13 protein-coding genes are annotated in these 19,736 nt (G+C 56.2%); 8 read left to right on the forward strand and 5 right to left on the reverse strand.

The genetic code is table 11. From position 1 onward, the window contains the following. Positions 1 to 88: 88 nt before the first annotated feature. A complete protein-coding gene (locus HMJ29_RS08295) occupies positions 89 to 874 on the reverse strand; it encodes an SDR family oxidoreductase (protein ID WP_171591033.1) in 786 nt (261 codons plus the stop codon). Between the two features lie 156 nt (positions 875 to 1,030). On the opposite strand from HMJ29_RS08295, the gene HMJ29_RS08300 reads away from it, so the two are divergent. The 5 genes from HMJ29_RS08300 (at position 1,031) to HMJ29_RS08320 (ending at position 5,683) form a co-directional block, all read left to right on the forward strand. Beyond that, positions 1,031 to 1,567: a 3-hydroxyanthranilate 3,4-dioxygenase gene (locus HMJ29_RS08300; protein WP_171591034.1), complete on the forward strand. Its 537-nt coding sequence runs from the start codon at positions 1,031 to 1,033 to the stop codon at positions 1,565 to 1,567. A 196-nt stretch (positions 1,568 to 1,763) separates the two neighbouring features. Further along, positions 1,764 to 2,795, forward strand: coding sequence for an amidohydrolase family protein (locus HMJ29_RS08305; RefSeq protein ID WP_244678880.1), 1,032 nt, complete (start codon positions 1,764 to 1,766; stop codon positions 2,793 to 2,795). A gap of 35 nt (positions 2,796 to 2,830) precedes the next feature. Next, entirely contained in the window at positions 2,831 to 4,126 is a 1,296-nt protein-coding gene (gene kynU, locus HMJ29_RS08310; protein WP_171591035.1) for a kynureninase, read from the forward strand. Positions 4,127 to 4,349: 223 nt separating this feature from the next. Next, entirely contained in the window at positions 4,350 to 5,015 is a 666-nt protein-coding gene (locus HMJ29_RS08315; protein WP_171591036.1) for a hypothetical protein, read from the forward strand. 71 nt (positions 5,016 to 5,086) lie between these two features. Next, entirely contained in the window at positions 5,087 to 5,683 is a 597-nt protein-coding gene (locus HMJ29_RS08320; protein WP_171591037.1) for an alpha-ketoglutarate-dependent dioxygenase AlkB family protein, read from the forward strand. A gap of 101 nt (positions 5,684 to 5,784) precedes the next feature. On the opposite strand, the gene HMJ29_RS08325 is transcribed toward HMJ29_RS08320, so the two are convergent. After that, positions 5,785 to 8,403 (reverse strand): TonB-dependent receptor, encoded by a 2,619-nt coding sequence (locus tag HMJ29_RS08325; protein WP_171591038.1) that lies wholly within the window; start codon positions 8,401 to 8,403, stop codon positions 5,785 to 5,787. A gap of 787 nt (positions 8,404 to 9,190) precedes the next feature. On the opposite strand from HMJ29_RS08325, the gene HMJ29_RS08330 reads away from it, so the two are divergent. After that, positions 9,191 to 10,573, forward strand: coding sequence for an FAD-dependent oxidoreductase (locus HMJ29_RS08330; RefSeq protein WP_171591039.1), 1,383 nt, complete (start codon positions 9,191 to 9,193; stop codon positions 10,571 to 10,573). A gap of 492 nt (positions 10,574 to 11,065) precedes the next feature. Then, entirely contained in the window at positions 11,066 to 11,797 is a 732-nt protein-coding gene (locus HMJ29_RS08335) for a LytR/AlgR family response regulator transcription factor (protein WP_171591040.1), read from the forward strand. Positions 11,798 to 11,872: 75 nt separating this feature from the next. On the opposite strand, the gene HMJ29_RS08340 is transcribed toward HMJ29_RS08335, so the two are convergent. The 3 genes from HMJ29_RS08340 to rpoN all read right to left on the reverse strand — a co-directional run bounded on the left by HMJ29_RS08340 (position 11,873) and on the right by rpoN (position 18,020). Continuing rightward, complete coding sequence (locus tag HMJ29_RS08340; protein ID WP_171591041.1) at positions 11,873 to 15,484, reverse strand: PAS domain-containing hybrid sensor histidine kinase/response regulator; 3,612 nt, start codon at positions 15,482 to 15,484, stop codon at positions 11,873 to 11,875. 135 nt (positions 15,485 to 15,619) lie between these two features. Continuing rightward, positions 15,620 to 16,249, reverse strand: a complete 630-nt coding sequence (locus HMJ29_RS08345) for a hypothetical protein (protein ID WP_171591042.1) — start codon at positions 16,247 to 16,249, stop codon at positions 15,620 to 15,622. 187 nt (positions 16,250 to 16,436) lie between these two features. Further along, entirely contained in the window at positions 16,437 to 18,020 is a 1,584-nt protein-coding gene (rpoN, locus tag HMJ29_RS08350; protein WP_171591043.1) for an RNA polymerase factor sigma-54, read from the reverse strand. Between the two features lie 303 nt (positions 18,021 to 18,323). Between rpoN and asnS the strand changes: the two genes are divergently transcribed. Then, on the forward strand, positions 18,324 to 19,730 hold the full coding sequence (gene asnS / locus HMJ29_RS08355; protein ID WP_171591044.1) for an asparagine--tRNA ligase: 1,407 nt from the start codon (positions 18,324 to 18,326) through the stop codon (positions 19,728 to 19,730). Positions 19,731 to 19,736: the final 6 nt, after the last annotated feature.

Here is a 19,736-nt window from a genome sequence, read left to right on the forward strand (position 1 = left end):
CTCCTTTTTCAAGAGGCTTACTGCTGGTGCTGTCTTTAGAGAAGATATAGATCTGCTTACTACTGCGACAAAAAAGTAGGTAACCAGCTTATAAATTGCCCGTGCGGCCCCCATCAACGGGCACGTTAATTCCGGTAATGTAGCCCGCCGCCGAGGAAGCCAGGAAGGCTACTGCCGCGGCTACTTCAGCGGCCTGCCCAAACCGTCCCGCCGGAATCAGCTTTAGCATAGTGGCCTCCACCTCTTCTACGCTTTGGCCTGTTTGCTCCGTTTTTTTCTCGATCAGGGAGGTATGGCGTTGCGTGACGGTGGCGCCAGGTAGTACGTTGTTTACCGTGATACCATGGCTGCCCAGCTCATTGGCCAGCGTTTTGGCCCAGTTGGCCACCGCCGCCCGAATAGTGTTTGACACTCCTAGGCCAGGGAGAGGCTGCTTCACGGAGGTGCTAATGATGTTAATAATTCGGCCGTAGGCCCGGCGCTGCATACCCGGCACCACTGCCTGAGCCAGCAGGTGGTTACAGATCAGGTGCTGCTCGAAGGCCGCCCGAAAGGCATCTATGGAAGCATCTAGAATAGGCCCGCCGGCTGGGCCACCCGTATTGTTTACCAGAATATCAACGCCTTCAGGGTGGCGTTGCAGATAGGCCTGTAGCTGCTCCTGGAGTTGGTTGGGCTGGCTGAAGTCGGCTACCAGATAGTCGTGGGCTTGGCCAGCGGGCGTAGGGAGAGCTGCGGCAGCTTCGCGCAGTGTGGTTTCGTTGCGGGCCAGTAGGGTTACCGTAGCGCCACGGCGCGCCAGCTCTTCGGCTACTGCCCGTCCTATGCCTTGCGTGCTGCCGCCTACCAGGGCTCGTTGAGAAAGAAAATCCATCAGAGGGTGAAGTTGAGGAGTGAAGGGTATAGAGGTGTATTACCTGAGCAGCAGAATGCTCGTGAAGATATACGGTGCCCGGCTGCGCCGGAATTTCGTTATTTGCTCTGAGGCCCAGCTAGGCCATCATCTTGTTCACTCTTACAAACGCCTCCTATGCCTGTCGCTCGTCCGTTCAACTTTCAACAGTGGATTGAAGAACACCGCCATTTGCTCAAGCCCCCCGTCGGGAACCAGCAGGTATTCAAGGACAACAAGGACTTTATTGTAATGGTAGTAGGCGGCCCTAATGCCCGCAAAGATTACCACGTAGATGAAGGAGAAGAGCTTTTTCTGCAGCTGGAAGGTGATATCGTAGTAAAAATTATCGAAGACGGAAAGCCCGTTGACATTGAAATTAAGCAGGGTAGCATGTTCCTGCTGCCCGGAGGGGTGCCTCATTCTCCGCGTAGGCCAGCCGGTACGGTAGGTCTGGTACTGGAGCGCTACCGCACCCCAGGGGAGCTGGATGGGTTTCAGTGGTATTGTGAAAACTGCGGCAATAAGCTCTACGAGGAGTTTGCCGAAATCACGGATATCGTGGCGCAGTTGCCGCCCATCATGAACCGCTTCTGGCAAGATGAGCACAAGCGTACCTGCCAGGTGTGCGGTACCGTGCTGCAGCCACCAGCACCCGTAGTACCGGCGCCCTAAGTAATTACTTAGTGGCCTAGCAGTATAGCTTATGCTAGAAGAAGTGACTACGCTCGTGGCCTGAGGCTAGCGTTGTACGCTAAATGTGCCTTGTGCATTCCTGCACCAAAATTTCGCGCTTTCCACCGGGCCTAAGTGTGGTAGGTAGCCTTTCGCAGAATCAATAACACTATCCAGACAGTACTTTCCTCTTCGCGTGCTTACCATTGATATTCACACCCACATTCTGCCCAAAACCTGGCCCGACCTGCGGGAGCGGTATGGCTACGGTGGTTTTGTGCGGTTGGAGCACCACCGGCCCTGCTGCGCGCGCATGATGCAGGACGACAAGTTCTTCCGCGAAATTCAGGACAACTGCTGGGACCCCGAAGTGCGCCTGCGGGAGTATGACCAGTTTGGGGCGCAGGTGCAGGTGCTTAGCACGGTGCCCGTTATGTTCAGCTACTGGGCTAGGCCCCTAGATGCGCTGGACTTAAGCCGAATGCTCAACGACCACGTAGCCAGCGTGGTGGCCCGCTACCCTAGTCGCTTCGTGGGGCTGGGTACGCTGCCCATGCAGGCCCCCGACCTGGCCGTGCGCGAGTTAGAGCGCTGCGTAAAAGAGCTGGGGCTGGCCGGTGTGCAAATCGGGTCCCACGTCAACGATTGGAACCTAGACGCCCCCGAGCTATTTGAAGTGTTTCAGGCCGCTGAGGAGCTTGGGGCATGCGTGTTTATTCACCCCTGGGACATGATGGCGCAGCAGAAGATGCCCAAGTATTGGCTGCCGTGGCTGGTAGGTATGCCCGCTGAAAGCACCCTGGCTTTATGTTCCCTCATCTTTGGCGGGGTGCTGGAGCGCTTACCCAGGCTGCGGGTAGCTGTGGCCCACGGCGGAGGCAGTTTCGCCAGCACCATTGGTCGGATTGAGCACGGCTTTCAGGTGCGCCCCGACCTGTGCGCCGTTGACAACCCCGTGAACCCACGGGAGTACCTGGGGCGGTTCTGGGTTGATTCTTTGGTGCACGACCCGCGCATGCTCGACTATTTAGTGCAGACGCTCGGGGCTGATAAAATCACACTGGGCACTGATTATCCGTTTCCGTTGGGCGAGTCAGAGCCCGGTAAGCTGATTAGATCTATGCCGTATACCGAGGAGGTGAAAGCTCAGATGCTGGGCCAAAACGCGCTCGACTGGCTAGGCCTGGGCCAGGAGCACTTAGCCAAAATCATGGCGTTGGTAAAATAGTGCCCAGGTGCGGGGCTTGGCTATCTTTGCTACCCATGACCTTCGAACCCACCCTCGACTTTGCCCGCCAGTTGGATGCGCAGGACCCCCTGCACGAGTTTCGCCAGCAATTCCATATTCCGCCTGGCCCCAATGGGCAGGAGTGCCTGTACTTCTGCGGTAACTCGCTAGGCCTGCAGCCCCGTACCGCCCGCGCCGCCGCTGAGCAGCAGTTCACTAATTGGCAGAACCTGGCCGTAGAGGGGCACTTTCGCGGCGACTCGCCGTGGATGAACTTCCATGAGTCGTTGGCGGGTCCATCGGCCCGTATTGTGGGCGCTAAGCCCGTTGAGGTAGTGGTGATGAACAACCTTACTACCAACCTACACTTGCTGCTGGTTTCCTTCTACCAGCCCACCGCCACGCGGTACAAGGTGCTGATGGAAGGAGGGGCTTTCCCTTCAGACCAGTACGCCCTTGAAACGCAAGTAAAGCTGCACGGCCGCCAGCCCGACGACGCCATTGTGGAGCTCACGCCCCGGCCCGGTGAGCACACCCTGCGCACCGAGGACATTCTGGCCAAAATTGAGGAGCTCGGGGAGTCTTTAGCCACCGTTATTATGGGCGGCATCAACTACTACACGGGGCAGGTGTATGATATGGCCGCCATCACGCGGGCAGGCCACGCCGTGGGAGCCAAAGTAGGCTTTGATCTGGCGCACGCAGCCGGCAACATTCCTCTGCACCTCCACGACTGGGACGTAGACTTTGCCTGCTGGTGCACCTATAAGTACCTCAACTCAGGCCCCGGCGGAGTAGCGGGAGCCTTTGTGCACGAGCGCTATGCCGATCAGCCTGAATTATTGCGCCTGGCAGGCTGGTGGGGCTATGATGAAACGGAACGCTTTAAAATGCGCAAAGGCTTCCGGCCCATGCGTGGCGCCGCCGGCTGGCAATTATCGAACGGCGCTATTCTGACCATGGCGGTGCATCAGGCCGCACTGGCCCTGCATGATGCCGCCGGGGGCATGGAGGCGCTACGCCGCAAGAGCGAGCTGCTGACCGGCTACCTTGAGTTTCTGATTACCCGCCTGGGCCTCTCAAAGTCGCAGCTGGAAATTATTACCCCCGCTGACCCCGCTCAGCGCGGCTGTCAGCTCTCCTTGCTGGTGCACCAAAACGGGCGCGACCTATTTGAGCACCTGATGGCAGTAGGGGTTATCGGCGACTGGCGCGAGCCTAACGTTATTCGGTTGGCCCCGGTGCCGCTCTATAATACCTTCGAGGACGTGTACCGGGTGGGTGAGGTGCTGGCGGAGTGGGCCAGCCGGCAGCAGCCCGTACAGGCCTAGGGCGTCTCTTTATGGCGGGGCAAAGGGGGCGACCAGCCGCTAGGCCACTCTCTCCGGCTGCCGGGGAGGGTACTGAACGGTGGCTCCTTCCTATCCCATCTAAGAAGTAGAATCTTTTCCTTTCCAGAAAAAAGTAAAGAAATTCAGCTTTCTCGGCGCTTGTGCGTAGGAAGGGAGAGGGGGCTAGGCCTCTCTTTGATTGTTGATCTTATTTGTGTTGACCATGGCCGAAGAGTACGCGGCGAAAATGAGCCGCAAAACCGACGCCGAGTTACTGCTGTACCTGCGTAACCGCGCAGAGTACCGGGAGGATGCCGTGTTGGCAGCTCTCTTGGAGGCTGAGCAGCGGCAATTACCCATAGAGGAGTTCAACCCTATCGCCTTACGTGCAGAGCTGGAGCCTATTGCGGCGCAGCAGCAAGCGGCAGAGGCGCAGCGCCTGGCGGCCAGCCAACAGCACAAGGCTGCTACTGAACTACCTGAGGAAGTAGGGCCAGCATTGTACTCGCCCCTCACAATTACGCTCTTCTCGGTTCTTTTCTCAATGTTTGCCGGGGCCGTGTTACTGATCCTCAACTTTCGGGTTCTGGGCCGGAAAGGAGCTGCCACTCGGTTGATCTTGTTTTTGGTCGGTTACCTGGTGCTCTTTGCCATTCTTATCAAAGCGCTGCCTCAAGTGGCACCACTCCTGATGCAGTTTGGTAGTTTGCCACCCATCATGGCCTACAACCTATGGTTCTGGCCGCGCTACATTGGGGCGCAGCAGTATCAGCGGCGGGGGTGGTTTGCACCTTTTATCATTTGTATGGCGGTAAGCATGCTGTTATTACTACTGCTGGCCCCCATACTAATGCGGCAGTTTACAGAAATGGGTATTCCCGTGAAATAGTCAGCACATTATCCAACCATAAAGGCCTGAAGTTTGTCTCCCTGACAAGCTCCAGGCCTTTCCTTTTTGCCATGCCGCTCACGCCCATTCCGCTGCCCGCCGCCGATCTGCTCCTGGATCCGGAATTTCTGCCGCTGCCTAAGGCAGCGGAGCTACTGACGGAGCTTACGGCCACTATTCCGTGGCAGCATGAGGCCATTCGGCTGTTTGGCAGGGACGTATTGCAGCCTCGTCTGACGGCTTGGCACGGCGATGCCGGCGCTACTTACCGCTACTCAGGCCTGCAACTTACCCCGCAGCCCTGGACGCTTGCTCTGCAGCAGCTGCGCCGGCACGTAGAGGCCGTGACGGGAGCGGCATTCAACAGTGTGCTGTTAAATCTCTACCGCACCGGCCAAGACAGCATGGGCTGGCATGCGGACAACGAACCTGAGCTTGGGCCTACGCCCGTTATTGCCTCTGTTAGCTTAGGCGCAACGCGCAGTTTTCGGCTGCGCCCCCGCAACCCGCTCCTGACCCCGCACCCTCCCCTTAGCTTGGCGCTGACTTCTGGCAGCTTACTGGTGATGCGTGGCCTCACCCAGCAGCATTGGCTGCACTCCCTGCCCAAAACTGCCCGCGTGCAGGAGCCCCGCCTCAACCTAACGTTCCGGTGGGTAACGAGCTAGAAAGTATTACAACACAACGTGCCCTTACAGATGAAGCAAAGCGCTCATCCATAAGGGCACGTTATATTGCTGCGCAGTAAATCAGCAGCCGAGTAAGTGGGTTATTTCAGATCAACCTGAACACCCACGTACACGAGGCGGCCAATATTAGGGCCACCATAAACCTGAGTGTTGTTGGCGTTAAACAGGTTAGAGGCTCCTGCCTGCAGCGTGCTGTTCAGGGAGGGGAAGTTGTAGCCCACAAACGCATCAACGGCGCTATAGTCAGCCAACTGGCCTACAGCGAAAGGCATACCATACTCATGGCCCTGGGCCCAGCGGTAGTTTGCTGAGTAGCTTAAGTGGCTAAAGGCAGTGCCGCTGGCTCCTACGTTATACTTGTGCTTAGGGGTATTGAAGTACGTTTGGAAGGCCTGATCCTGTACCGCGCTGCGGTCAAGGATGTTGAGCGAGTAGTTGGCCGCCAGGTTGAGGGCCGGAGAAACAGCGTAAGTCACGCCAATAGCTCCGCCTTTCGTGCGTACCTCCTGAGCAGCATTAGTCCATACCTGCAGCACCCGCGTAGCGCCCGACTGAAACTGAGTGGGCGTACCGGCCTGAATATCGGCGATGGTAGGCCGTGTGCCGTCGGTGTTACCGATGAACGTAGTAGCACCAATGAAGTCGTTGTAGTAGCTCTGATAGTAGTTAACGTCCAGGGCCAGCTTATCCGAGAGGGCCGCTTTGTAGCCTGCCTCATAGGTGCTCAGGCGCTCTAGCTGCAGCGGGGCCACAGTGGTTTCAAACGAACTCAGGGCGGCGCCGCTAGTACCAAAGCGCTGGCCTTGGGCATTAACCAGGCGGTAACCCTCAAATCCGTTGCCAACGTTGCCCAGTAGCAGTGCCCGGCCTACGTCCAGACGAACGTACTGGTCAAGCTGCGTGGGAGACCGGAAAGCCCGACCAAAGCTGGCCCGGAAGTTATGCTGCTTTTTCTCACCGGCTGAGTATACCACGGAAGCACGGGGCGAGAAGGCTGCATCAAAGTTTTTGAATGCATCTACGCGGCCAGCCAAGGCCAGCTTCAAGCGCTCATTCAAGAACTTCTTCGTGAATTGCGCATAGCCACCCACTTCGTGGTTCTGAATGCGCTGGTTGTCGTCGGAGTAAATGTTGCCGTTTGAGCCGAGGCGGAACTTGCGGTAAGCAGCCCCAACAATCAGGTCGGTGTTCTGACCAAATTTGAAGTTGTACTGAGCGGTACCTTCATTCAGCAGGGAGCTGGGGTTAAGGCGGGCACCACGGCCAGGAGTAGCATCCTGAATAATCTGGTTGCGCAAAAGCTGAAAACGCTCACTGTTAGGGTCCAGTTGTACCTGATCAGCGCGGGTTTTAGCGGCTGCCTGAGCCTGCTCTATGCTGGCACCAGCATTGCGAGCGGCAGTGTATGCTCCGTTATAGGTACCAAAATACTGATCAACGTAGCGCGTGGTAGTGCCGTTGGCTACTGCCGAGGTCTGGATGAAAGAGCCCAGGAAACCCAGATCATAGCTCTGGTTACCGAAGTCTTGCACAGATTGGCCCCGCAAGAACCACCGCTCACCCTTTATTTCGCCGTGGTACTGGTTGGTGCCCAGGTTTTTAAGCCGGTAGCGGCTAGAGCTCTGGTAGCTGGCCGTACCGCGGTTGATGTTGGCCCCCACAGTCATCTTAATGCTGCTGGTAACCAGGTAAGATAAGGAGGGCTGCACCTTCCAGGATTTCGCCTTGTCGTCGTTGCCAACCAGCGTCTTCTCCTCAAAGCCCGGCATAAATACGCTCTTCCCGTACAGCTCTGGGTTTACGGTGTAGGCCGGAGTGGTACCGGCAGCGGGGCGGTTTTGGGCAGGGCTGAAGGTGTTTTTGATATCACCATAGCGGTTCACGGCATCATAGCCCAGGTTAGAGCCCTCTGGGTTGTTGTCGCGCTCAATGGTGGTGCTGGTAGCTGAGTAGTTAGACGCCAACCAGTCATCAGCGGTTAAATAAGCGCCCGTAATTTTAAAAGCCAGCTTGTCGGTCAGCTTCTTGGCGTAACGCAGCTGTCCTTCCACAAAGCTCCGCTCGCCACCCCGAACGCGGGCGCTCAAGCCTTCACTCACGAAGGGGTCTTTGGAGTTAAGCAACAGTACGCCGTTAAAAGCGTTGGCACCATACAGAGCCGAAGCAGGGCCGTGGATAATTTCAATGCTCTCAATATCTAGCTCTGGCAGGCCGGTGATGTTGCCGGCGTTGACGTTGAGCGAGGGCGACTGCGTATCAAAGTAATCGTTCAGCTGAATGAGACGCTCTGATTTGGCCGAGTTGAAACCGCGGGTGCTCAACGAGTTCATCAGCATGCTGCTGCTGTTCACGTCAATACCCTTAAAGTGATTCAGCCCGATTTGCACATCGGGTGGGGGCATGCGTAGTATCTGCTGGGAAGTGACTTTTTCAACGGTAACCGGAGCTTGCAGAATGCCTTCCTCCACGCGTGAAGCCGATGCAATTACTTCATTGGTAAGAGTAGGGCTAAGCTTTAGCTGTACCAATACAGTATTGTCGGGCTTGGCCAGGGTCACTTCCCGGCTCTCAAAACCCACAAAAGAAACCGACAGGGTAACCGGAGAGTCACCAAAATCAGCTTTCAGAGCAAAATGACCGTCCCGGTCGGCGCTGGTACCAATAAAAGTGCCCCGGATGAATACGGTAGCACCCGGCATTGGCTCCCCAGCAGCATTCTGAATAGTGCCGCTGATTTGAGCCGCATTTTGGGCCCAAGCTGACGTACTGCTCAGTAGGAAAATTGAAAAACCAAGTATTGGAACATGGTAGAGTTTTCTCATACTAGAAAAATTGCAAAAATTATGACAATGGTGTGTGTGGTAGAAAAGGGCACAAATATATTGGATGGGCAGCGAATTAACTACCTGTAACGGCGTATTAGCTAATGGTTAACATTTTTTTATTTAATTGTATTAAAGATATAATTAACATGAAAAAATAGGCCGTGCGTTAGCACGGCATAGCCAGGTTATGGAAGCTAGAGTTAGTACCTGATGGTTGGGTCGCCGTATAATAACGGGCAGTACCCTTCGCCAATACAGTATTCACCAAGCAATAAATGAGTTTTAGTAGTATTAGCTAAATGGGCCTGCTGTGGCACCGTGCTCCCTGCGCGAGCCAAGCAGTATCGAGGTGTTTTGTATTTGCACTTATCAAATACAAAACTGTGTGATCCCTCTTGCTTTATACGAAAGCCTCGGTAGATAGCAGGTCCTTGGATTACCCCTAGTAATTGATGGTTTTTATCTAACATATAGCACTCGTTGTATCTCTGCTGTTCTCTGAATAGTTCAAAGAAAAAGAGGTTGTGTTGGCAGCCCGGTATTTTACGATTAACCTGTAATGTCGCTAGCCAAAGGGTAGGGTTTTCTCGTTGAACTGAAGCCGCGAGAATATTCTACTTTCGCCGGGGCTTTACCTGGTGCCTTCTATTTCGCTTTACTTATGTCTGCAGCTACTCTCGCTACCCCCAACACTGATAACGAACCGATGACTGTAGTTGGCGGTGGCCTGGTAGGGTCGTTGTTAGCGCTGTATCTGGCCCGGCATGGGCACACAGTGCAGGTGTTTGAGCGGCGCCCCGATCCAAGAAGTAGTGAAAGCCTAGAAGGGCGCTCTATCAACTTGGCGCTTTCTGACCGGGGCTGGCGAGCATTACAGGGCATTGGCGTTGAGGAAGCCGTGCGAGAGGTAGCTATTCCGCTATACCGCCGGGTAATGCATGATCAGCGCGGGCAGCTAACTATGCAGCCCTACGGCCATGCCGAGCAGGCTATCTACTCGGTTTCACGGGCAGGGCTCAATAAGCGCTTGTTAGATTTAGTAGACCAGGAGCCCCGAGTGGAGGTACTCTTCAATCAGCAATGCCGCCGCGTAGACCTGCGCAGTCGCACCCTAGAAATGTTTGACGCCGCCGCTGGCAACAGCCAGGTGCACACCTACCGGCATTTATTCGGGACGGATGGGGCGTACTCCTCAGTACGGGCCGCCATGCAGAAGACCGACCGCTTTAACTACTCCCAACAGTACCTTAACTACGGGTATAAGGAGCTTACTATTGCCGCTGGTCCCAACAACAGTTGGGCTATTGAGAAAAATGCCCTGCATATCTGGCCCAGGGGGCAATACATGATGATTGCCTTGCCCAACCTGGATGGCTCATTTAACTGCACGTTGTTTTTCCCCTACGAAGGCCCAAACTCCTTTGAAACGCTACTAACCCCAGCGCAGGTGCGGGGCTTTTTTGAGGAAGTATTCCCGGATGCCGTACCCCTGATGCCGGAACTAGAGCAGGAGTTCTTTGAAAACCCCACGAGCTCTCTGGTAACCGTACGGTGCTACCCCTGGTCGGTGGCTGATGAAGTATTACTGCTTGGGGATGCCTCCCACGCCATTGTGCCCTTCTACGGGCAGGGTATGAATGCCGGCTTTGAGGATTGCACCATTCTGCAAGAGCTCATGACCCGGCACGGAGACAATTGGCTGACTATTTTTCAGGAGTTTCAGCAGCAGCGCAAACCCAACGCCGACGCCATGGCGGACTTGGCCGTGTATAACTTCGAGGAAATGCGCGACCGGGTTGCGGACCCACGCTTTTTGCTGCAAAAGAAGATTGAGAGCAAGATTTCGGCGCAGTACCCACAACAGTGGTTGCCGCTATACTCGCAAGTAACCTTCTCACACCTGCCTTATGCTGAGGCTTGGGCTAATGGACAGGCGCAGGAACGCATTATGCAGCGCATTATGCCGCATATTCAAACGGAAGCCGACTTTGAGCTGCCTGAAGTACAAGCCCTAATTGCGCAGGAATTAGCTCATCGGGAGTAGAAAGAGCCACTGGCGGAACGCCGCGCCGCCCTAGATCCTGAAAGGGGGGGAAGATCTTGGTAATGAGCAGGCAAATGGCTTAAATACAACAACTTGATTTAATTCTATTCAGTGCGGCTGTTGCCACTAGCTGGATAATTTGCAGTAAAGACAGATCCGGCGGATAGCTCCGTTGCGTAACACGTATGAATGTTGCTGTCAGCAGAGAAAAATATCAGCTCACAGGAAGAGTGTAAGCACATTGATTTGTGCCCTGCCGGCTTGCAGAGGCCATTTTTTTGCAAAATGCTTATGGCTATTATTACTGGCAGGTTCCGGGGTGGTGCAACCCCGCCGGCATAACTTGGCTAGTTCAATTTTCTATCATAGTTTAGTATACATTTAGTTACACAACGTCTGGTTAAACGGTGAATTTTGCCGTGTGAATGTCCTATTTCACTAGCTTAACAACTGACGATACGCACTGATTTTTCTGCTTTGGATCGAAATTCTATGGCTGCTCCCGTCCTGACTTGCGCCATCATTGATGATGAAGAGATTAACCGGCTCACGCTGGAGCACTACATCTCTCTGACTGACTCACTCAACTTGGTGGTTTCGCTGGATGATGCCTTGCAGGGGCTTAATTATTTCCGGGCCGGTAATCGGGTAGATGTGCTATTCTTGGATGTGCAGATGCCGCAGTTAAGTGGCCTAGATATGCTACGGGTACTGCCCGATCCGCCCATTGTTATCCTGACCACTGCCCATGAAGATTTTGCCGTAGATGCCTTCGATCTGCGGGTGACCGACTACCTGGTAAAGCCCTTCGACTATGCCCGCTTCAGCCGGGCCGTGCAGCGGGCCCTGCAGCAGCACACTGCGCCGGCAGCCGTGGCGGCGGCACCCGCTACCCCCACCGCTCCGCCCGACAACGACCTCTTTGTGAAGGTCAATAACAAGATGGTGCGCATCAACTTCGATGAGGTTATCTACATTGAAGCCTTGTCGGACTATGTTATTATTGTGACGGAGAAGCAGAAATACATTGTGTATACCACCATGAAGGCCTTGGATGCCCGCCTGCCCTTTGATCATTTTGTGCGGGTGCACCGCTCTTACATCTTGAATATGCGCCGTATAGAGGCTATTGAAGATGGATCGGCAGTAGTGCCTGGTGGTCATCATGTGCCAATCGGCAAGTCATATCAGGAGGCTTTCTTCCGGAAGCTTAACCGCATCTAGGCCAGTTAGCTGCTAGAAAGCAAAAGGCCCCACGCAAGCTGCGTGGGGCCTTTTGCTTTCTAGCAGCTAACTGGCCTAAGTTGTTAGCGCCAGTGGCAGAGTTTCCACTACTTCTTCCAGCAGCGCCGTTAAGCGAGCTACGGCGGGGGCCAGCTGGCTGGGTTCAGGCATTGTGCTGCCTTCTGGCAGGGGGCGGGAGAGCGGTTCCAGAAGTGCCACATCGGGCTGAGCACTATGGATGTTGAGTAGCTGAATGGAGGGGCGCATTTTGTGTACTACTTCCCCTACACTAAGCCAGTCGGAGGCGGCGGCGGCTTCACGCAGGCGGGCAATGGCCGGCGGAGTATGCGTCCGGAAAGAGGCCAGAATCTTATCCATAAAGATGGTACTGCCATGCGCAGTTTCGCGCAATCGGTTCAAATCAAATAGCGAAGACTCTGTAAGTAAATTACTGAGCCCGGCTTGTGCCGAAGCCGGTGAGGCTGCCACTGCCGGAGTGGCCGCAGGCAAGGGCTTGGCTTCTAGTGCGGCTACCCGCTCTGGGCGCAGATTGGCTTCTATTTTTCGGAAGAGGTCGTCCTCCTCAAAAGGCTTGGAAAGGTAATCGAGCCCCGCCTTCCTATAGATTTCATCATCGGTGCGCATCACGTTGGCTGTTAGAGCAATGATGGGTGAGTTAGCCCGGAGCGGATCGGGGTGCTGCCGCAGGCGGTGGGTTACATCTAGGCCACTCATGCCCGGCATTTGTATGTCCATGAGCACCACGTCATAGAGGCGCGCCTCTAACTGCTGCAGCGCTTCTAGGCCGTCGGAAGCTACATGGGTTTCTACCTCCCAACTGTCTAGAATCAGTTGCACCAATTGCTGGTTTACGGGGTGGTCTTCCACGAGTAAAATACGGGTGCCCCGGAGGTTAGCGTAATTTAAGGGAGCCAGCGGTACCGGTGCCGGCAATGCCTGGCCTGCTTTGGGTAGCGTGAGGGAGAAGTAGAACGTGCTGCCCTGGCCTAGCTCACTGGTTACCCACATGCGGCCGCCTAGCTGCTCAATCAGGCGGCGGCTGATGGTTAGCCCCAGCCCCGTGCCGCCAAAGCGCCGCGAGATATCAGCGTAGGCTTGAGAGAAGCTTTCAAAAATGGTTTCCAGCTTTTCCGGGGCAATCCCGATGCCGGTATCCTGTACGCTAAACTCCAGCCCCAAGGTGGTGGCCGTGTCTTCCAGTACGCGGGCTGCCAGCGTTACCCGGCCGTGCGTAGTAAACTTGAGCGCATTGGAGAGCAGGTTAAGCACAATTTGGTTGATGCGGCCCGAGTCACCGATTACCACCGAATCGGCCAGCGCTGGTAGCACCAGCACAAAACCGAGGCCTTTTTCCTCAGCCCGGAACGCTAAGGTTTGCGTGGCCTCCCTGATGGATTGCTCAATATCAAACGGTACCTGCTCTAGCTCCAGCTTGCCTGACTCAATCTTGGCTACGTCCAGCACATCATTGATTACCGTGAGCAGGTGTCGGCCAGAGCTGCGCAAAATGCGCAGGTGCTCCTGTTGCACCGGGTTCAGCGGCGTTTTGGCCAGTAAGCCAGCCATGCCCAGAATGCCATTGATGGGCGTCCGAATTTCGTGGCTCATGTTGGCCAGGAAGTTTTCCTTGGCCATGGCCGTGTTTTCGGCGGCCTCCTTGGCCCGGCGGAGTTCCTGCTCAGCCAGCAAGCGCTCCGTAATTTCCTGGCCGTAGGCAATTACGTAGGGCGTTTCGCCTTCTTCATCTACCCGGTAGTTATCGTAGATGAGATGATGAGGCCGACCGTCAGGGCCCCGTAAGGTCAGGAGGCCGGTGGCTTCCTGCTGTTGGGCTACTAGCTCCAGGTACTCGTTCAGTTGGCGGTGCAGCTCCGGGGCCAATACCTGATGTAGAGTGCGGCCTACCAGCAACTCCGGCGTAACCCCCACCAGCTGAGCTGCCGCGGGGTTTACGTAGAGCACCTCTCCATTTAAGTTATGCGTACAGATCAGGGCCTGCGAATAGTGCATCAGGTCGCGGTACTGCTTGGCGCTACGTTCCAACGTGCCGCGGGCCGCCTTCATTTCCGTGATATCGGTGCTCACGCCCAGCACGTTTATGCTGCCATCGGCGCGGTGCAGGGGGCGCACTATGGTTTGGAACCATCTAACCGTACCATCCATCTGGGTGAAGGAGCTTTCGTAGGCCAGTTCCTCCTGGGTGCGAACCACTTGCTCAATAATGCCATAGTGCCGCCGGGCCTCGGCTGCCACCGGGTCGGTGGGGTCGTTGCGGTCTACGGAGCGGTGGTTGCCCACCGCTCGGAGCTCCCGGAAGGCCTGATTGTCAAACTGAATGGTCCCGTCTTCGCTGGCTACCCAAATAATGCTGGAGGTAGTGTCTACTACCTGCCGCACAAACTCCTGCTGTTCCTGCAGGCGCGCCTCACTGCGGCGCAATTCTTCCTCCGCCTCATGGCGGTCAGTGATGTCAATGCCGTAGCCAATGACCAGCCTGAGCTCGTTATCAGGCCCAAAAACGGGCTGCATATGGCGCAGCGCTAATTTAAAGCCGTTTTCATTTGATAAAGCTTCTTCCCAGGCTAGTACACCCTGCTGCTGCACAGCCTTCTGAAAACGGGCGCGGCGCTTTTGAGCAACAGTAACAGGCTGCTGCGTGTGAGCGGCGTACTCAAAATCGTCGTGCCCAATGATCCAGTGCCGCAGCGCGGGGTCCGGAATGGCGGCGGGGTTCACAAAACGGTAGCGGTGGTCGGCATCGAACACGGCTACGTCGGCGGGAAGCTTGTTAAGAATGGTTTCATAAAACTCACGCTGCTCCCCCAGTTTCTGCTCGGCGTCTTTCAGCTCCGAGATATCCGTGAAGTAAAGGTTCACATACTGGTCTTCCACAAACGTGGCGATGGCCAGCTGGTGGCACTTGCCGGCAAATGCCACCTCTTCCTGCGTGTAGCTGCTGTCAACGAGGGCTCGCGCCACGGCCTTGCGCAGGGCGGAGGCAAACTCCAGATCTTGCCAGGGCGTGAGGTATTCGCGCCGCATCTCATCGGCGGCGGGGTTAGCATACAGCAGGTGCCCATCGGCGTGCAGGCGCAACACGGGGTTGGGGTTTTGCCCCGGAATGCGGGAAAGGGAGTTCATGTACTGCTCCGTGCGCCGCGCCTGAGTTACGTCGCGGAAGGAAAGCAGGTAGCCATTTGGCAGAAGCTCCTCTTGTCCGCTTAAAGGGATGTAGTCAAACTCCAGTACACTTCCATCGGCTAGCCGCAAGGTTTCTCCCAGCGCCCGTTGCCCCTCAGCGCGGAGCGCGGCCAGGCGGGCCGCGGCCTGGGCAGGCTCGGCGCAACGGGTTTCCATTTGCGCCAGCAGCGGCTGAACGGCCTGATCCTGAAACGCAGTGGCATCCTGTTCCAGCTCAAACACCTCACAAAGCTCCTGGTTGACTAAGGCTACTGACCCGTTACGGCGCACGGCCAGCACCGCAATGCGCAGGTTTTGGGTAAAGCGAGCAATGCCACTAGTCATGCGCTGGGCTACTCGCTGAGAAGCAGCAAGCTGCCGCTTTAAGTCGTGGACCTGCTGTTCTGCCGTTCGCCGGGCCTGTCGCTCTTGCTCTAGCTGCTCCGTGAGAGCCAGAGTATCCGGACTGCTGTGTGGGTGTTGCATAGTAGTGAGAGTTCTACCGCCAGGCTGATTAATTTCTTATACAATAATTGCCTTGGTAGCAGGAACAACCTGCCTCGGGCATGAGTATTAAAGGACGGCCTCCGTGCAAGCAGAAAGATACGTATTCAGAAGGGCTTAACCAGCAGCCAGTCCGGCGCCCAAGCCCAGCACTAGCCCCAGCCCCAAGCCTAGGCCAGCCCACACTTGCGCCACAGTGTGGGCATTTAGTGCCAGACGGGCACTTAGCACGGCCCCTGCCACCAGCACGGTGCCTACCAGCCACCATAGAGTCGTGTCGCCGGCTGTGCCACCCAGGTAGAGCAGCGCAAACAGGCCTAACGCCCCACCCATACCCATACCATGCGCCGATATTTTCCAGCGCAGCGTAATAAGAAACGTGAGCCCCACAGCCAGGGTCATGCCTACCATCATCTGCCCAAGCAGGGCATCAAAAAACCGAGAGCGGCATAACAGCACGGCCGCCATAGCAAAGCTGCTGGTAGCCAGCAGCAACGGCCAGGCCCGCTGGCGGCGTACATTCATCTCCAGAGAATCAAGCAGCCTAAAGCGTAGCAGCACTACTGAGCTAAGCGTGGGCAGCACAAACGTGAACAGCACCACGGTGCCCAGTACAAACCACCGCTCAGGCCATAGTGGGCGCAGCACCACGCTGGGCAGCTGGTAGCAAACTACATAGTACAAGTAAGACGGCACCAGCAGCGGATGAAACACCACTGACAGTGCCACGGCTAGGCCACGCGACACCCTTTAACTGAAAAAGCGAAGAGCGAAGATATAGTAAAAGCAGCGGTAGCCCCTCCGCAGCTGTAGCCAGTGGCCTAGGCCGCCGAGGAATGAGCCAACCAATTTTAAAACAGAACCTCCTGCCACTGTTACATGCGGCAGGAGGTTCTGACTTCTTATGAAGTAGAGCAGGCCTGGTAATACTGGCCTAGAGCTCTTTCCGGAGGCGGGCCACCGGAATATTCAGCTGCTCGCGGTACTTAGCCACCGTGCGGCGGGCAATATTGTAGCCACGGGCGTTAAGCATTTTCTCCAGCTTATCATCGGAGAGGGGGCGGTCTTTCTTTTCGCCTTCGATGATTTCTTTCAGGATATGCTTCACCTCGCGGCTGCTGGCGTCCTCACCCGAGTCAGTGGCAATGCCTTCGGAGAAGAAGTACTTCAGGGGGTAAATGCCAAACTCCGTCTGCACCGATTTTGAGTTGGCGACCCGGCTCACCGTGGAAATGTCCATCCCAATTTCGGTGGCAATATCCTTTAAGATCATGGGGCGCAGCTTGCTTTCGTCGCCGTCCTGGAAGAAGTCGCGCTGGTAGCGCACAATGGAGTCCATGGTGCGCAGGAGGGTATTCTGGCGCTGCCGAATGGCATCAATAAACCACCGGGCCGAGTCAAGCTTCTGCTTTACAAAGGTCACGGCCTCCTTCATCTTCTTGTCCTTCTTCGAGGCCTTGTCATAGGCCTGAAACATCTCGGTGTAGGCCGGCGACACGCGCAAATCAGGAGCGTTGCGGGAGTTGAGCGTCAGGTTGAACTGGCCGTTGTCGTGGGTTAGGATAAAGTCGGGGATGATGTACTGCACTTTGCCCATACCTACGGGGCCAGTGCCGCCGGGCTTGGGGTTGAGCTTCAGAATCAGGGCAATAGCTTCCTTAATTTCCTCGTCTTCCAGGTCAAGGCGCTGCTGAATGCGCTGGTAGTGCTTCTTGGTAAACTCGTCGAAGGTCTCGTTTAGGATGCGCTCGGCGTGCTCAGTAATATCATCCTGCGGGCGGCGCTCTAGTTGCAGCAGCAGGCACTCCTGCAGGTCGCGGGCACCAATTCCGGCGGGGTCAAACGACTGCACCACGTGCAGCACGGCCTCTACCTCGGGCACCGTAGCCTCAATGTTCTGCGAGAAAGCCAGGTCGTTGGCAATGGCCGACAGGTCGCGGCGGATGTAGCCGTCGCCGTCGATGGAGCCGATGAGCTGGCGGCCGATGGCTTCCTGCTTTTCATCGAGGCTGGCGAAGCCCAACTGGTCCAGCAGGCTGTCGATGAGCGAGCCGCTGGTATCGGCCAGGGGCATTTCCCGGTCGTCCTCATCCTCGCCGGGGCCGTCGCCCTGCATTTTGTAGCCGGCTATTTCGTCGTCGTTGAGGTAGTCGCTCAGGTCGAGGTCCTCTTCCGAAGACGATTCCTTCGTGTCGGTGGGCTCCTCATCCTTAACTGGGATTTCTATCTCGGGCTGCTCTTCGCCCTGCTCGTCGCGGAAGTCCTCGTCGAGCGTGTTATCGTCGTTATCAAACTCCGAGTCGGGGTCGTCGTAGTCCTCGTCGTCGCTGTCATCGGAGCGCTCCTCCTCCTCGTACTCCTCGTTGTCGTCGCCTTCCTCCAGGGCCGGGTTTACTTCCAGCTCTTCTTTGATGCGGGCTTCCAGCTCTGCCGTCGGAATCTGCAGCAGCTTAATAAATTGTATCTGTTGGGGTGACAGCTTCTGCGAGAGAAGCTGCTTCATGTCCAGTCGTTGCATACTCTAAAAACGCGTACGCCCCGCCGGTTTGGAAACGGGGTGGTGTGGCCAAATATAGGCCTTTCTGTACTTGAGTTGGGCCGAAAATGTTGGGACAAGCTTCCCGTTTTGACCTACGCTCAACATATTGTTCAGGTTGGTTAGAGTGGCCTAGGCTAGCATGAATAGCTGTGCAAACAGTGGCCTAGGCCGCTCCGCCCCTATAGGCGAAGTACAGACTACGCAAGAAAGGGCAATTTTCGGCCTGCAAATCGTTTACCTTTGCTCTTAATAAAGTTTTAACCCTGAGAACACAGAGTCCCGATGTCCGACCTTAGAAGATCCAGCGTGCAGGACTTGCTCCATAGCACCGAGCTGGACCGCGAAGTGCTGGTACGCGGCTGGGTACGCACCCGCCGCGGCAACAAATACGTGCAGTTTATCGCCGTGAATGACGGCTCCGGCTTTAATTCCATTCAGGTGGTAGCCAATGCCGAGCAGTTCCCCGAGGAAAAGCTGAAGGCCGACGGCGTGGAAAATGGTGCTGCCGTGCAAGTACGCGGTCAGCTGGTGGCTTCGCAGGGCAAAGGGCAGTCGGTGGAGATTCAGGCCTCGGAGATTTCGGTGTACGGTAAGGCCGATACGGAAACCTACCCGCTCCAGAAGAAAGGCCACTCGCTGGAGTTCCTGCGCGAAATTGCCCACCTGCGCCCCCGCACCAACACCTTCGGGGCGGTGCTGCGCATACGGCACGCCATGGCCTTTGCGGTACACCAGTACTTCAACGACCACGGCTTCTACTACGTGCATACGCCCATTATCACGGGCTCGGATGCTGAGGGTGCCGGCCAGATGTTCCGCGTAACCACGCTGCCCGACCAGAACCCACCTCTCACGGAGGACAAGACCGGCGTAGATTACAAGCAGGACTTCTTCGGTAAGCAAACCAACCTGACCGTATCGGGGCAGCTTGAGGGCGAAATTGCGGCTATGGCGCTGGGCAAGGTGTACACCTTCGGCCCCACGTTCCGGGCTGAAAACTCCAACACGGCCCGCCACCTGGCGGAGTTCTGGATGATTGAGCCCGAAGTGGCCTTCAACGACCTGCAGGACAACATGGACCTGGCTGAGGATTTCCTTCGCTACCTGGTGCGCTACGCCCTCAAGAACTGCCAGGACGACCTCAAGTTCCTCAATGAGCAGTACGATAAGGAATTGCTCACGCGCCTGCAGTTTGTGGTGGACAATGAGTTCCAGCGCCTAAACTACACCGAGGCGGTAGAAATTCTGAAGACTGCGAAGCAGAAGTTCGAATTCCCCGTGGATTGGGGCACCGACCTGCAGAGCGAGCATGAGCGCTACCTAGTAGAGAAGCACTTCAAGAAGCCGGTTATCCTGACCAACTACCCCAAGGATATCAAGGCCTTCTACATGAAGCTCAACGACGACGGCAAAACCGTGCGCGCCATGGACGTGCTGTTCCCGGGCATCGGCGAAATCATCGGTGGCTCGGAGCGCGAGGAAAGCCTGGAGAAACTCACCCAGCGCATGGCCGAAATGAACGTGCCCGAGCATGATCTGTGGTGGTACCTAGAGCTGCGCAAGTACGGCACCGCGCCCCACTCCGGCTTCGGTCTGGGCTTCGAGCGCCTCATCCTGTTCGTAACCGGCATGGCCAACATCCGCGACGTAATCCCCTTCCCCCGCTTCCCCAAAAGCGCGGAGTTTTAAGCCACG

It is taken from the genome of Hymenobacter taeanensis (genome assembly GCF_013137895.1).
Classification (GTDB): Bacteria; Bacteroidota; Bacteroidia; order Cytophagales; family Hymenobacteraceae; genus Hymenobacter; species Hymenobacter taeanensis.

Bases quoted from the DNA above. Each gene is read 5' to 3' on its own strand.
- HMJ29_RS08295 (WP_171591033.1), bottom strand. From the start codon at position 874: ATGGATTTTCTTTCTCAACGAGCCCTGGTAGGCGGCAGCACGCAAGGC.
- HMJ29_RS08300 (WP_171591034.1), top strand. From the start codon at position 1,031: ATGCCTGTCGCTCGTCCGTTCAACTTTCAACAGTGGATTGAAGAACAC.
- kynU (WP_171591035.1), top strand. From the start codon at position 2,831: ATGACCTTCGAACCCACCCTCGACTTTGCCCGCCAGTTGGATGCGCAG.
- HMJ29_RS08315 (WP_171591036.1), top strand. From the start codon at position 4,350: ATGGCCGAAGAGTACGCGGCGAAAATGAGCCGCAAAACCGACGCCGAG.
- HMJ29_RS08320 (WP_171591037.1), top strand. From the start codon at position 5,087: ATGCCGCTCACGCCCATTCCGCTGCCCGCCGCCGATCTGCTCCTGGAT.
- HMJ29_RS08325 (WP_171591038.1), bottom strand. From the start codon at position 8,403: ATGCCGGGTGCTACCGTATTCATCCGGGGCACTTTTATTGGTACCAGC.
- HMJ29_RS08330 (WP_171591039.1), top strand. From the start codon at position 9,191: ATGTCTGCAGCTACTCTCGCTACCCCCAACACTGATAACGAACCGATG.
- HMJ29_RS08335 (WP_171591040.1), top strand. From the start codon at position 11,066: ATGGCTGCTCCCGTCCTGACTTGCGCCATCATTGATGATGAAGAGATT.
- HMJ29_RS08340 (WP_171591041.1), bottom strand. From the start codon at position 15,484: ATGCAACACCCACACAGCAGTCCGGATACTCTGGCTCTCACGGAGCAG.
- rpoN (WP_171591043.1), bottom strand. From the start codon at position 18,020: ATGCAACGACTGGACATGAAGCAGCTTCTCTCGCAGAAGCTGTCACCC.
- asnS (WP_171591044.1), top strand. From the start codon at position 18,324: ATGTCCGACCTTAGAAGATCCAGCGTGCAGGACTTGCTCCATAGCACC.